A 13,142-nucleotide genomic window follows, 5' to 3' on the forward strand; every position below is an offset into this window, starting at 1 on the left:
GCCGAACGCCGGCGTGACGCTGAGACGTCTAGTCTGATGCAGACCAGTGTGGCTGGATTGTTCCGACTCCCCACGATGCTTGAACGCCTCGGCATACGCGGTCGGCTGTTGCTCGCCTTTTTCGGGATCAGCGGCCTTGCGGTGCTGGCTACCGCTGCGGCGCTTTATGCCTTCCTCGAAGTCGGCGACGTCGTCGACCGAATTACCAGAGATCGGGTGCCATCGGCGCTGGCCTCCCTCCAGCTGTCGCGCCAGGCCGAACGGGTCGCTGCTGCCGCGCCATCGGTGCTGGCGGCGACAAGCAGGGCTCAGCACAGCAAGGTCTCGGCGGCCGTCGCGCTCGAGATGTCCCGCCTCGAGGCCCTGCGTACGGATCTCAGAGATGCTACGCTGGGCACAGTGCCTTTAGCTGAGATCGAGGAAGCTGCGGTTGTCCTGAGGCGCAACCTGAAGGAGCTCGACTCTCTTGTTGTCGCCCGCCTCGATGTCGTCGCCCGCAAGGAGGAGCTTCTGAACCGCCTCGCCGCGACGACGACCGGCAGCCAACGCCTTCTGGCCACCGGCATCGTGGTGATGGATTCCAGGCTCCCACAATGGCGGGCGGTCGCGGCCGATACGTCGCTGTCGCCCGATCGACGCGCAGCGGCAATGGCCGACATGGTCCATGCGATTGCGGCTTACATCCCCCAGCAGAAGGCGCTGCTGGAGATCTCGGCAGTCAACGACGCGCTGGTGAAGGCCGCGACCGCGCCGACGCGGGGCGACCTGGCGTTGATCCTGTTTCCGCTGCACCGCTCGCTCGCCGCTCTGGAAACGGCTTCCTCGGAGATCGACGAAAAGCTGCAAACCCGTTTTCGGCTGCGGGTGGACGAGTTCGAGGCACTCACCGATGGTGAGAGCAGCATCCCGAAGGCACGGGAGGAGGAGCTTGCGGTCCTCGCGCAGGGCGAAAAACTTCTGGCCGAAAACAATCGGCTGTCGCGCAGTCTGACCGCAGCCGTCGACCGTCTTGTCGCCGCAGCGGACCGCGAGATCGCTGCCTCCGGTCGCGAAGCCGCGCTCGTCCAGCGCTACGGCACCGGAGTTGTCCTCGGCTCTGCCTTTCTCAGCCTGTTGAGCTCGGTTCTGGTCGTCTGGCTCTATGTCGACCGCAGCCTACTCGCCCGTCTGGGAGCGGTGAGTCAGGGCATGCTCGCGATCGCGGGCGGCGACCTTCGTGCGCCGCTGCCTGCGGCGGGCAGCGACGAAATCGGGCGCATGGCCGAGGCGCTGAGCCTCTTCCGGGATACCGCTGTCGAGGTCGAGGAAAAGAACCTGCGCGACGTTGCAGAAGCGCGTCAGCGGCTGGTCGATGCCATCGAAAGCATTTCCGAAGGTTTCGCTCTCTATGACAAAGAGGACTGGCTTGTCCTTAGCAACAGCCGCTACCGCGAACTGCTATACGCCGGTCTGGAGGCAGAGCTAACCCCCGGCATGGCATTCGAGGAGATCATTCGCCGATCCGCGGAGCGTGGCTACATCAGGGATGCCGAGGGGCGGGTCGATGAGTGGGTCGCGGAGCGCCTATGGCGGCACCGTAACCCCGGCGAACCGTGGGTGCAGCGGCGGGGCGACGGACGATGGATCATGATAAGCGAGCGGCGGATCAGCGCCGGCGGCACGGTCGCCGTCTATTCGGACATCACCGAGCTGAAGCAAAGGGAGGAGAACCTCGCCGAGAAGTCCGCTGCCCTGGAAGCGCTTTCCAGCAAGCTGGCCAAATATCTGGCGCCCCAAGTGTACAGCTCGATATTCACCGGCCGCCAAGACGTTAGAATCGCCAGCCAGCGTAAGAAGCTGACCATATGCTTCTCCGATATCGCCGGCTTTACCGAGACCACCGACAAGATGGAATCCGAGGATCTCACCCAGCTCCTCAATCACTACCTGACGGAAATGTCGAAAATCGCGTTGGATCATGGTGCCACGATCGACAAGTACGTCGGCGACGCGATCCTGATGTTTTTCGGCGACCCTGAGACGCGCGGCGTCAAGCAGGACGCGCTGGCTTGCGTGCAGATGGCGCTTGCCATGCAAAAGCGGATCAGCGAGCTTGCCGAAGTCTGGCGGGACATGGGGATCGAAACACCGCTGCGCTGCCGCATCGGCATCCATACCGACTACTGCACCGTCGGTAACTTCGGCAGCGAGGACCGGATGGACTACACGATAATCGGCGGCGCCGTGAATCTCGCCTCGCGCCTGGAACAAGAGGCGGCTCCGGGGACCATCCTCATTTCCTACGAGACGTTTGCGCAAGTGAAGGACACGATCGATTGTGAGGAGATGGGGCACGTCCAAGTCAAGGGGATCGCCTATCCCGTCGCCACCTACCGCGTCATCAAGGCCAATCTAGCGGGCGCCTGTCGCGTTGTTCGAACCGAGCTGCCGCACTTCAGGCTGGAACTTGAACCGGGGCTAATGTCCGCCGATGAGCGTGGCGGTGCCGCCACTGCGCTTCGAGACGCGCTGGACCGGCTTTCCCACAAGCCCCGGCAGTAGGAGTTGGGTGCCGCGCCTGGCAGCAAATCACCGAACCGGGTCCGAGCAAGTCACGAACGATGTATTCGGGTCGGACAGGTGTGAGATGGTAGCGGAGGAGGGACTTGAACCCCCGACCCCAGGATTATGATTCCCGTGCTCTAACCAACTGAGCTACTCCGCCAGGAGCGGCGAAGAGGCTCGAAGAACCACACCGGTCGTGGGCAATTCGAGGCGTTCGCCAAGGTCGCGCGGATATAAGGTTGGCAGGGCAAAGCTGTCAAGCCGAACTCATCAGCATAATCTCATCCCGGAAAAGCCTTGCCGGGCAGACGCTGAAGCGCATGCATCGGGGTTGAGTTCGACGGGGCACGTCGCTATGTCTCGGCCACGAAATTCTAGAGTTTGAACGAATGAAGCCGCGCATCGCCGTCCTCGGTTGCGGATACTGGGGCAGCAACCACATCCGCACCCTCAAGGCGCTTGGCGCGCTCCATGCCGTTTCCGACGTCAACCGTGCCCGCGCCGAAGGCTTTGCCAGCGAGCAGGACTGCCTGGCGATCGGGCCGGACCAGCTGTTCGAGCGCGCCGATGTCGACGCCATTGTCATGGCGCTGCCGCCGCAGTTCCATGCCGACATGGCGCTGCGCGCCATCGAGGGCGGCAAGGACGTGCTGGTGGAGAAGCCGATCGCGCTGACAGTCGCGGACGCCGAGCGTTCGGTGCAGGCGGCCAGGAACAATGGCTGCGTCTTCATGGTGGGCCACGTGCTGCGCTTCCACCCCGCCTTCGAGACGCTGAAGGCGCTGATCGACAATGGCGAGCTTGGTGAGGTGCGCTACATCCACTCGCACCGGCTCGGCCTTGGCAAGTTCCACACCGAGAACGACGCGCTCTGGGACCTTGCGCCGCATGACCTCTCGATGATCCTCGCCATCACCGGCACCGAGCCGATCGAGGTCAGGGGCGAGGGCGCGGCACTGCTCGACAACCTCAGCGACTTCGCGCATCTGCACATGCGCTTTCCGAACGGCGTGCGCAGCCATCTCTTCGCTTCTCGTCTCAATCCCTATCGCGAGCGCCGGCTGACCGTGGTCGGAACCAAGGCGATGGCGGTGTTCGACGATGTCGAGCCGTGGGAGCGCAAGCTTGCCGTCTACAGGCACGCTGTCTGGCAGGACAGCGGCCAGTGGGCGTTCACCGCCAACGAGCCTTCCTACGTTGCGGTCGGCGAAGGCATGCCGCTGACGCGCGAGCTCGCCCACTTCATGCAGTGCATCGAGACGCGCGCCGAACCCCGCACCGACGGCGAGGAAGCGATCCGGGTGCTGCGCATCCTGACGGCTGGGACGGTGGCGCATAGCGGGTCGCCCGCTTAAGGCGCGTCCACAAAAGGGAATCCTGAGGCAAAGCGCCCGATTGAAGGCGTGGGTTACTCGGCGGGGACGTGCGCGGGCTGCGCAAGCCTGGACAGCATCGCCTCGGCCTCGGCGCCGCGCTCGGAGCGCTCGATAAAGCCGCCGCCATAGACTCGCGCCTCATTGCCGTCATCGGAATAGAGCACGCAGGCCTGTCCGGGCGCGATGCCGGATTCGCCGTCGACCAGCTCGACCGAGGTCACGCCGTCGCGGTGATGCAGCACGGCCGGGCGCGGCGGCCGGGTCGAACGGACTTTTGCGAAAAGCTCGATCCCGCCGGCCGGAACGTCGGAGAGCGGGCCGTCGCCGAGCCAGTTCATGGCGCGCAGGTAGATCCTGTGCGTCTCCAGCGCCTCGCGCGGGCCGACAATGACGCGGGCGCGGTCGGCGTCGAGATGAACGACATAGAGCGGCTCGCCCGAAGCGATGCCGATGCCGCGGCGCTGGCCGATCGTGAAGCGCAAGATGCCTTCGTGACGCCCGAGCACGCGACCGTCGATATGGACGATATCGCCCGGATTGGCGGCCGCCGGCTTCAGCTTGGCGATAATGTCGGAGTACTTGCCCTGCGGCACGAAGCAGATGTCCTGGCTGTCCTGCTTGGCGGCGACCGTCAGCCCCATCTCCTCGGCGATCGCCCGCACCTGCGGCTTGGGAAGTCCGCCGAGCGGGAAGCGCAGATAGTCGATCTGCGCCTGGGTCGTGGCGAATAGGAAATAGCTCTGGTCGCGGTCTGCATCGACCGGCCTGTAGAGCGCGCGATGCGCGCCATTGGCGCGCGAGCGGATGTAATGGCCCGTGGCCAAAGCATCGGCGCCGAGATCCTGGGCGGTGGCCAAAAGGTCCGCGAACTTGACCGTTTGGTTGCAGGACACGCAGGGGATGGGCGTCTCGCCGGCGACGTAGCTCTCGGCGAAGGGATCGATGACCGCCTTGCGGAAGCGCTCTTCATAGTCGAGCACGTAATGCGGGATGCCGAGCGTCTCGGAAACGCGGCGGGCATCGTCGATGTCCTGGCCGGCGCAGCAGGAACCGGCGCGGTGCGTTGCCGCGCCGTGGTCGTAAAGCTGCAGGGTGACGCCGACGACATCATAGCCTTCGCGCTTCAGGATGCCGGCAACGACCGATGAATCGACGCCGCCCGACATCGCGACGACGACGCGGGTGTCTTCTGGGCGTCCGGGAAGATCGAGGCTGTTCATGGTTCTTTCAATCTGCGTGGCGCTGGCTGCCAATGGCCGGAATATAGGTCAAGCATCCCGGCGGCGCCAGCTTGGCTCCTCAAGCGATTTTATCGGCGATATTTCCGGGCAAAATCAGGGCCGGACCGCGATTATCTCAAATGCCGAACGAAAACCTAACGCGACGTTCACGATCCTTACCTAGTCATTAGGCTTCGCTTAGGCAATTTTTAAAGCTGTGGCGGTACGGTGGCGGGGATTGGGTCTTTGAGTTTTTAGTAGAGAGTACGATGACCGATCTGGTTAGACCTAGAGTCAAATATGTTATCGGGCCCGACGGCAGCCCTCTCACGATAGCCGATCTACCGCCGACGAATACACGGCGCTGGGTTATCCGGCGCAAGGCGGAAGTGGTCGCGGCGGTCCGCGGCGGACTGCTCAGCCTGGAAGAGGCCTGCCAGCGCTACAAGCTGACCACCGAGGAGTTTCTCTCCTGGCAGGCATCGATCGACGAATATGGCCTTGCCGGGCTGCGCACGACGCGGATCCAGCAATATCGCCACTAGGCTCCGACTGCCGGAAACCAAAGAAGGGCGCGGAACTCCGCGCCCTTTTGCTTCCGGGATCTGCGCTGATCAAACCGTCAGCACAACCTTGCCGATCGGTCGGGTGGCGAGCAAGGCATGGGCGGCACCCGCCTGGTTCAGCGGAAAAGCCTTCGCCACGTGCACGGCGAGCTTCCTGGCATCGACTAGCCTGGCGAGTTCCACCAGCCCCTCGCGATCCGGCACCACCGACATGCGCTCGACGCGGATGTTGCGCTCCCCGGCCTTGGCCCTTGTCGCGTCGTGGACGTTGAGCAGCGACACCAGCACGCCGCCTTCGCGCAGCACTTTCAGCGACCGGTCGGCATGGTCGCCGCCCATTGCGTCCAGCACCAGATCGATATCGCGGACCCGTTCGGTGAAATCGCCGTTGGTGTAGTCGACGACCTCATCGGCGCCGATCGAGCGGACGTAATCAAGCTTGTCCGGGCTCGCAGTGGCGATGACCCAGGCGCCGCGCGCCTTGGCGATCTGCACAGCGAGATGGCCGACGCCGCCGGCGCCGGCGTGGATCAGGACGCGCTGGCCGGATTGCAGGCCGCCGTGGCGGACGAGACCCTGCCAGGCGGTCAGTCCGGCCAGCGGCAGCGCCGCGGCTTGGGCATGGTCGATGGCGGCAGGCTTGGCTGCGATCTCGTCCACCGGCGTGGCGACGAACTCGGCATAGGCGGCGGCCTGCTTGGGGAAGCGCGGCATGCCGAAGACCGCATCGCCGACCTTGAAGGCGGTCACGCCGGTGCCCAGCGCCTCGACGGTGCCCGAGATATCCCAGCCGAGAATGAAAGGTGGTTCGCCGATGAGAGGGAAGTAGCCGGCGCGCACCGCGCCATCGACCGGGTTGATGCCCGCGGCCTTGACGCGGACCAGCACTTCGCTGGCCTTGGGCGCGGGGGCCGGCTGTTCGGCGACGAAGAGGACGTCGGGTTCGCCAACGGTATTCTGGGTAACGGCACGCATTGGATGGTCTCCTGCTTGATTGCTGCCGATATCATTTGGATAGTAACAATCTCTTGTCTAGTATGCACCTTTCGGATATATAGATACCTCATGGATAGTGAAGACAGCGGTTCCTTTGGCTACGATGCATTCCGGCGCACATGCCCGTCGCATACGGTGCTCGAAATGCTGGCCAGCAAATGGGTCTATCTGACAGTTTGCGCGTTGCGGCGCGGCCGCCTGCGCAATGGCGAGCTCGCCCGCAAGCTGGAAGGCATCACGCCGAAAATGCTGACGCAGACGCTGCGCGTGCTGGAGCGCGACGGGCTCGTCCGGCGCGAGGTCTATCCGGTCATACCGCCGAGGGTCGAGTATGAATTGACGGAGCTCGGCCAGAACCTTGCGGGACTGCTCAGCCAGATCAGGTCCTGGGCGGAAGAGCATGCCCCCGACATCAAGGATGCCCGTGCGCGGGCGTCGGCGGACCATCAGGATGATGAGACGGCGATGCTGCCCTAGGCCGGAGGCCGGGCTTTTTCGGCTCGTGGTTCGACACCACGATGCCGGCAGTCCTCCGAGGTATCAATTGCGTTCGGCGGTCAGCCGATCATGGCGCTGCGGCCGCCCACTTCCGTGTCGCGGATCTTGCTGTCGCGCGATTCCAGCATCTCCGCCTTGGAAAGCTCCGCTTCAGCTTCGCCGAGTAATGATTCGGCCATGGTTCGCTGCTGGGCAAGATCGTTCTGCGAGTTCCTGAGGTTGTCGCGGCGCAGGCGTGCCGCCTTGGCGAAGGTCGGATAGGCAAAATGATTGATGTCGGTGATGCCGGCTTTTTTCTCTTCGGCGACGATTTGCGCCTCCAACTCGACGGCCATGCGTTCGAATTCGGCGATCATCATGTCCAGCTGCAACAGCTGGCGCCGCTTCTCATTCACCTGAAACTGCTTCAGCCGAACGAGGTTTTCACGTGACTTCATGACTCGGTACTCCGCAAAACGCACACCTGCATATCGTCCCATCGACCTCGAAAGGCCTACGCGTCGCCCGTTTCCACCGGCTTTCCCCGCTCTATGGGAAACAAAGCCCTAAAGATTTTTGCCGGCGGTAACCATTCGTTTACGGGCATTGTTAATCATACGGGCGAGGACTTAAGGCCGGGTAAAAATTCCGGACAGCGGCAGGAAGCGCGGCCTGCGAGTCTCTGGAGTCACTTAGGCTTGCTTATTAATGTGGTACATGAGCGATTTGGGTCTACGATTCGTTATTAGATTCAAGTGGGTGTAGAAAGGGGTTAAAAAATCTGATATCGTGGCCGACACGAAATTAGGATTTGTTAACCAGTCGGTGGCACCTTCTGTTCAGGCAATCACTGCTCCGGGTTCGGGACGGGTCGTGACGCGACTCGGCGGCAGAAAAGGGGAATGAAATGCGTATTCTGCTGATTGAAGACGACAGTGCAACCGCACAGAGCATCGAGTTGATGCTGAAATCGGAAAGCTTCAACGTCTATACGACCGACCTTGGCGAAGAAGGGGTCGATCTCGGCAAGCTCTACGATTACGACATCATCCTCCTCGATCTTAACCTTCCCGACATGTCGGGCTACGAGGTGCTGCGCACGCTTCGCCTCTCCAAGGTCAAGACGCCGATCCTGATCCTCTCCGGCATGGCCGGAATCGAGGATAAGGTGCGCGGCCTCGGCTTCGGCGCCGACGACTATATGACCAAGCCTTTCCACAAGGACGAGCTGGTGGCGCGCATCCACGCCATCGTGCGCCGCTCCAAGGGCCACGCCCAGTCGGTCATCACCACCGGCGACCTGGTGGTCAATCTCGACGCCAAGACGGTCGAGGTGGGCGGCCAGCGCGTGCACCTGACCGGCAAGGAATATCAGATGCTTGAGCTGCTCTCGCTGCGCAAGGGCACGACGCTTACCAAGGAAATGTTCCTCAACCACCTCTATGGCGGCATGGACGAGCCGGAACTGAAGATCATCGACGTCTTCATCTGCAAGCTGCGCAAGAAGCTCGACGCAGCGTCCGGCGGCCAGAATTACATCGAGACGGTGTGGGGCCGCGGCTATGTGCTGCGTGAGCCGGAAGACATCCGCGTCAGCGCCTGATCCTCTGCCAATTCACACAAAACCCGGCTCAGGCCGGGTTTTTGTTTGGGGTGTCGAAAAGCTCAGGCCGCGATTTTCAGGAAGCGGAAGCTCTCGAGCAACTGCGCGCGGTTGAAGGGCTTCAGCAGGTAACCCTGAGCGCCGGCACGTTTCGCCCGCATGATCGAGCCGACATCGACTTCGACGAGCGAGACCAGGATCTGCGGCTTGACGGGGTTTTCGATGGCACGGATGCGGCGAATGAGGTCGACCGCCTGCATATCCGGCAGGCCGCCGTCGACAACAATGACATCGGGCATGTCGCCGGAGCAGATCTCGATCGCATCAAGCCCGCTGGCCGCCTCGAAGACCACGATGTCCGAGCCGCCAAGGATACGCTTCGCGACCTTCCTGATGACGCTCGAGTCGTCCACGAACAGGCAGCGTTTCATTTCCGGGTCCTCTTTGCCAACTGCCGAACCGGCAATCCGGTAACCGTGAGGCACCCTAGAACAATCTGGTAAAGAAGCCGAAAAGCGGTTAGGTAAAGTTTTTCCAAAGAACCGCTTTGCGCGATTTTGGCCTGCGATGCACTACAGTGCCAGGCGGCAGGCAATGCTTCGATCGCACTGCCAGCTGCAAGATCAGCGACAATGGATACTTGACCTGTTCTTGGCTGTAGCCTCAGGCTGCCGACAACACGATCTCATCGGCCGTTGCATGGATCGAGATCGTCATGCTCGCCTCGCGCGCCAGAAGCAGCGTGTAATAAGGCTGGACCGAGTGGGCGTCGATCAGCTCCTCGGGCTTGTGGCCCGAATGCAGCTCGAGGAATTTCGGCGGCACCCGCAGCATGGGGCCGCTCGCCGACAGCGAGAAACGCGGTTCGGTCTCGAGGTTCTCCAACGTGACAACCAGCCTGCCGCCACGCGGTATGGCGGCATTGGCGACAAGAATGAGATTGAGCAGAAGCTTGACCTTGTTCTTGGGCAGCAGCGCGCGGGCGCCGTTCCAGACAAGTTCCGGCTTCTCGTTCTTCAGGAAGGCAATGGCCACGGCCTCGGCGTCGCCGGTATCGATCATCATGCCGGCGGAGCCCGCGGCGCCGAAGGCGATGCGGGCAAACTGCAGCCGCGCCGAGGCGTTCCTGGCGCTCTGGCGAATCAGCTTCATGGCGTCTTCGTCGGCGCCGCCTTCATCGAGCAGTTCGAGGCCGTTGTTTATGGCGCCGACCGGCGAAATGATGTCGTGGCATACGCGGCTGCACAAAAGCGCAGCCAGATCGGGGGCGGAGAGGGTGAAGAGCTCGGCCATCGGAGAAATCCCTGCTGGTTCACATGTCATGGCCGAACGTTGTCGCGCCCGCTACGCGAATCACGCTCTTTTCCAAGGCCTCTGAATACACAGCGCCCGTCCATGCATCAACAAATCCACAGCTGCGGACAGCGAAAATGGTGCGTGATGCCGCGAAATTGAGGCTGATAGAGATCGTGTCAGGCTCTTCAGCCCTCGAACCGCCATCTTCCTGCGCCAGCTTAATGGTTGAAAAAGGATTACGGCATAGTTTGCCCGTAACAGTCATCTCGAAACGGCCGCCAAGAGCCGTAGGGATACGAGGCGTCGGCGAAAGTGCTCCCTGACGGAGATTGGAAGCATGTTTTCCCGATTCTTTGACCGGATGTTCGTCCGCGTCCTCACCATGACGATCGCCCTCTCGGGTGCTCTCATCCTCTCAACCTCGGCGTCGCGGGCCCAGGAATACACCGCGCAAGAGATTGTCGATTCCGGCCACAAGTTCTTCGGCGCGACGTCGGGAGGCCTCGCCACCGTGGTCGAAAAGGTGTTCGCGTCCTACGGCCTGCCAAACGGTTATCTGCTCGGCGAGGAGGGTTCCGGCGCGCTGATCGGCGGCCTGACCTATGGCGAGGGCACGCTGTACACCAAGAACGCCGGCGACCATAAGGTGTTCTGGCAAGGCCCATCGCTCGGCTGGGATTTCGGCGGCGAAGGCTCGCGCGTGATGATGCTGGTCTACAATCTCGACGATATCAGCAGCCTCTACAACCGCTTCGGCGGCGTCGCCGGATCGGCTTATGTCGTGGCGGGCGTCGGCTTCAACGTGCTGCAGAGCAACAGAGTGCTGCTCGTTCCGATCCGCACCGGGGTCGGTGCCCGGCTCGGCGTCAATCTCGGCTATCTGAAGCTGACCGAGCGGGCGACGTGGAATCCGTTCTGACCGGACAGGATTGCCACAGCCGCTCGGATAAGACTGATCGTGCCGCGGCGTGCTCTTGCCGCGGCGCTGGATTTCCGCCATGCCAAGGTGGCACAGTCGGCATGGCGGGTTGCCGCCTCGCATACGGATAGTCCACCTTGGTCCAGTCGATCCTGTTCTTCGCACTCGGCTTCCTCTGCGCGGCCTTTCTGGTGTCGCTGGTCGCGCCGGCCGTCTGGCGGCGGGCCGTCGTCCTGACACGCCGGCGCCTCGAGGCGTCGATGCCGCTGACGCCTGCCGAGATGCTGGCCGAGAAGGACCGGATCCGCGCCGAGTTCGCCATGAACACGCGCCGGCTCGAGATGAACATCAAAAGTCTGAAGGAAAAGGTGGCCGAGCAATTGGTCGAGATCGGCCGCGCCCAGGAGGCCCTGAAGGGACTGGCGGTCGAGAAGAAGGACAAGACACAGGCGCTTTCCGATCTGCAGGCCAAGAACGCGGAGCTCAGGCTGCGCGAGGAAGAGCTGCACAAGCTGACGGAAAAGCTGGCGCAGGCGGAACGCTCGCTGGAGAAGCGCGCGCTGGAGCTGCAAAAGCTGGAGCAGATGTATGACGAAGCCAGCTTTTCTTCCTCAAACCGCCAGATCGAGCTCGTGGCCCGCGAATCGGAACTGGACAAGCTCGCCAATGACATTGCGGTGCTGCGCAGCCAGCGCAAGGAAGCGGACCGGCGCAATCAGGACCTGGCAGCGGAAAGCAAAGCCGCCAGGGACGCGCTCAAGGCGGAGAAGAAGCGGACAGCCGAGCTGGACAAGAAGGTCGAACGGCTGCTTGCAACCCTTGCCGACCGCGAGGAAAAGCTGGACAGGCGCGAGAAGGAGCTTGCGCGGATGCGCGAACGTCCAAGCAAAGATCATGCGGTAAATGGAGGAACGCACAAGGCCGACGAAGTCCAAGGGATCGACAATGCCATCGCCAAGCTCGAAGGCGATCGCGAGCGGCTGGAGGCGCGGCTGACGGCGCTTGCGCGGGAGAACAAGCGGCTCAAGACCGATCTTGCCGCGCTCGAAACGGCACAGCCCGAACAGGCAGCCGAGGCACCGCGCGCCGGTGCGGCGCTTCGCGAACAAATGAACGAACTGGCAGCCGAGGTCGTCAACCTGACGATGAGGCTGGAAGGGCCGGATTCGCCGATCGCCAAGGCCTTGGCGACACCTCGCGACGAGCGGCAAGATATCGGCGAGCGCGGCATCAGCCTCGCGGACCGTGTCAGGGCCTTGCAGAAGGCCAACGCAAGCAACTGATCCGAATGCCGTGGCGAGCGGAGCGTCTTGGTCCTGCGCCGCTATCGTTTCGAGAAGTGATGCAGGGCGATGGCCGATGCGGCTGCAACGTTCAGGCTGTCGAATCCCTCCGCCATGCCGATCCGTACGGTCCGCAGGCGACTGAGCAGGGTCTCGGGCAGGCCTTCGCCTTCCGTGCCGAGAAAGAGGGCCAGCCGAGACGTTCTTTCCGCAGCGCGGATGTCCGTTTCGCCGCGCGGCGAGAGCGCGAACTGGGCGAAACCCATCCGGTCAAGCGTTGCGGTCAAGCTCATCGCATTGTCGAAGGAGCCGAAGGGCACCTTCAGCGCCGCGCCGACCGAAACACGGATCGCCTTGCGGTAAAGCGGATCACAGCAGGTGGGATCGAGAAGCACGGCGTCCGCGCCAAAGGCTGCGGCGTTGCGGAAGATCGAGCCCATATTGTCGTGATTGGATATGCCGACCAGAACCACGACCAACGCGCTTGCCGGCAAGGTTTCGAGCAGCACCTCGGCCGGTCGAGGAGAGCCCCGAGCGCCAATCGCCAATACGCCGCGATGCATGTGGAAGCCGGCGATCCGGTCCATGACGTCGCCGTTGACGACATAGATCGGGAAGTCGGCTGGCGCCTTGCGCAAGACACCTTCGAGGCCCGCCCGCCTGTTCTCCAGAATGAGGGCCGATTCCGCCGCGAAGCGTCCGGCCGACAGCAGAAGATCCAGCACCACCTTGCCTTCGGCGACGAACCGCCCATGTCGTCCGACGAGATCGCGCTCGCGGATATCGAGATAGGCAGCGACACGCGGATCCCGCGGGTCGTCGACAGGGATGAGTTTCATAGAAATCTCGCCGGCGAACGATC

At 62.8% G+C, this 13,142-nt stretch carries 15 protein-coding genes and 1 tRNA gene; 8 read left to right on the forward strand and 8 right to left on the reverse strand.

What is annotated here, in order from left to right; genetic code table 11:
* The first annotated feature begins 75 nt into the window (after positions 1-75).
* Complete coding sequence (locus A9K71_RS10080) at positions 76-2,541, forward strand: adenylate/guanylate cyclase domain-containing protein (RefSeq protein WP_066994135.1); 2,466 nt, start codon at positions 76-78, stop codon at positions 2,539-2,541.
* Between the two features lie 86 nt (positions 2,542-2,627).
* Here A9K71_RS10080 and A9K71_RS10085 read toward each other — a convergent pair.
* Positions 2,628-2,704 (reverse strand) — tRNA-Met (locus A9K71_RS10085).
* Between the two features lie 229 nt (positions 2,705-2,933).
* On the opposite strand from A9K71_RS10085, the gene A9K71_RS10090 reads away from it, so the two are divergent.
* Positions 2,934-3,899, forward strand: coding sequence for a Gfo/Idh/MocA family oxidoreductase (locus A9K71_RS10090; RefSeq protein ID WP_066994138.1), 966 nt, complete (start codon positions 2,934-2,936; stop codon positions 3,897-3,899).
* 53 nt (positions 3,900-3,952) lie between these two features.
* On the opposite strand, the gene mnmA is transcribed toward A9K71_RS10090, so the two are convergent.
* Positions 3,953-5,140, reverse strand: coding sequence for a tRNA 2-thiouridine(34) synthase MnmA (gene mnmA / locus A9K71_RS10095; protein ID WP_066994141.1), 1,188 nt, complete (start codon positions 5,138-5,140; stop codon positions 3,953-3,955).
* Between mnmA and A9K71_RS31335 the strand changes: the two genes are divergently transcribed.
* Together A9K71_RS31335 and A9K71_RS10100 are read left to right on the forward strand one after the other, a co-directional pair.
* Complete coding sequence (locus A9K71_RS31335) at positions 5,139-5,324, forward strand: hypothetical protein (protein ID WP_127246013.1); 186 nt, start codon at positions 5,139-5,141, stop codon at positions 5,322-5,324. The two genes, mnmA and A9K71_RS31335, sit on opposite strands and share 2 nt — an antisense overlap.
* Positions 5,325-5,409: 85 nt before the next feature.
* Complete coding sequence (locus tag A9K71_RS10100; protein ID WP_006203587.1) at positions 5,410-5,685, forward strand: DUF1153 domain-containing protein; 276 nt, start codon at positions 5,410-5,412, stop codon at positions 5,683-5,685.
* 69 nt (positions 5,686-5,754) lie between these two features.
* On the opposite strand, the gene A9K71_RS10105 is transcribed toward A9K71_RS10100, so the two are convergent.
* Complete coding sequence (locus A9K71_RS10105; protein WP_066994144.1) at positions 5,755-6,681, reverse strand: NADP-dependent oxidoreductase; 927 nt, start codon at positions 6,679-6,681, stop codon at positions 5,755-5,757.
* A 90-nt stretch (positions 6,682-6,771) separates the two neighbouring features.
* Here A9K71_RS10105 and A9K71_RS10110 point away from each other — a divergent pair, with 90 nt between their 5' ends.
* Complete coding sequence (locus A9K71_RS10110) at positions 6,772-7,179, forward strand: helix-turn-helix domain-containing protein (RefSeq protein WP_066994146.1); 408 nt, start codon at positions 6,772-6,774, stop codon at positions 7,177-7,179.
* 80 nt (positions 7,180-7,259) lie between these two features.
* Here A9K71_RS10110 and A9K71_RS10115 read toward each other — a convergent pair whose 3' ends face one another.
* A complete protein-coding gene (locus A9K71_RS10115) occupies positions 7,260-7,637 on the reverse strand; it encodes a flagellar export protein FliJ (protein WP_066994149.1) in 378 nt (125 codons plus the stop codon).
* A 449-nt stretch (positions 7,638-8,086) separates the two neighbouring features.
* Here A9K71_RS10115 and ctrA point away from each other — a divergent pair, with 449 nt between their 5' ends.
* Positions 8,087-8,782 (forward strand): cell cycle two-component system response regulator CtrA, encoded by a 696-nt coding sequence (ctrA, locus tag A9K71_RS10120; RefSeq protein ID WP_066994150.1) that lies wholly within the window; start codon positions 8,087-8,089, stop codon positions 8,780-8,782.
* 62 nt (positions 8,783-8,844) lie between these two features.
* Here the strand turns inward: ctrA and A9K71_RS10125 are convergent, their stop codons facing one another.
* The 3 genes from A9K71_RS10125 to A9K71_RS31340 form a co-directional block, all read right to left on the reverse strand.
* Entirely contained in the window at positions 8,845-9,213 is a 369-nt protein-coding gene (locus tag A9K71_RS10125) for a response regulator (protein ID WP_066994154.1), read from the reverse strand.
* Between the two features lie 232 nt (positions 9,214-9,445).
* A complete protein-coding gene (locus tag A9K71_RS10130; protein WP_066994156.1) occupies positions 9,446-10,075 on the reverse strand; it encodes a histidine phosphotransferase family protein in 630 nt (209 codons plus the stop codon).
* A 19-nt stretch (positions 10,076-10,094) separates the two neighbouring features.
* Positions 10,095-10,343: a hypothetical protein gene (locus A9K71_RS31340; protein ID WP_156752631.1), complete on the reverse strand. Its 249-nt coding sequence runs from the start codon at positions 10,341-10,343 to the stop codon at positions 10,095-10,097.
* A 117-nt stretch (positions 10,344-10,460) separates the two neighbouring features.
* Here A9K71_RS31340 and A9K71_RS10135 point away from each other — a divergent pair, with 117 nt between their 5' ends.
* Positions 10,461-10,997: an EipA family protein gene (locus A9K71_RS10135; RefSeq protein ID WP_245299591.1), complete on the forward strand. Its 537-nt coding sequence runs from the start codon at positions 10,461-10,463 to the stop codon at positions 10,995-10,997.
* A gap of 137 nt (positions 10,998-11,134) precedes the next feature.
* Positions 11,135-12,280: a hypothetical protein gene (locus tag A9K71_RS10140; protein WP_066994162.1), complete on the forward strand. Its 1,146-nt coding sequence runs from the start codon at positions 11,135-11,137 to the stop codon at positions 12,278-12,280.
* A 41-nt stretch (positions 12,281-12,321) separates the two neighbouring features.
* Here the strand turns inward: A9K71_RS10140 and A9K71_RS10145 are convergent, their stop codons facing one another.
* Positions 12,322-13,119 carry an RNA methyltransferase gene (locus tag A9K71_RS10145; RefSeq protein ID WP_066994167.1) on the reverse strand — a complete coding sequence of 266 codons (798 nt, stop codon included), beginning with the start codon at positions 13,117-13,119 and terminating at the stop codon, positions 12,322-12,324.
* Positions 13,120-13,142: the final 23 nt, after the last annotated feature.

Source organism: Mesorhizobium sp. WSM3873, assembly GCF_001672445.1.
In the GTDB taxonomy this organism is placed as follows: Bacteria; Pseudomonadota; Alphaproteobacteria; order Rhizobiales; family Rhizobiaceae; genus Mesorhizobium.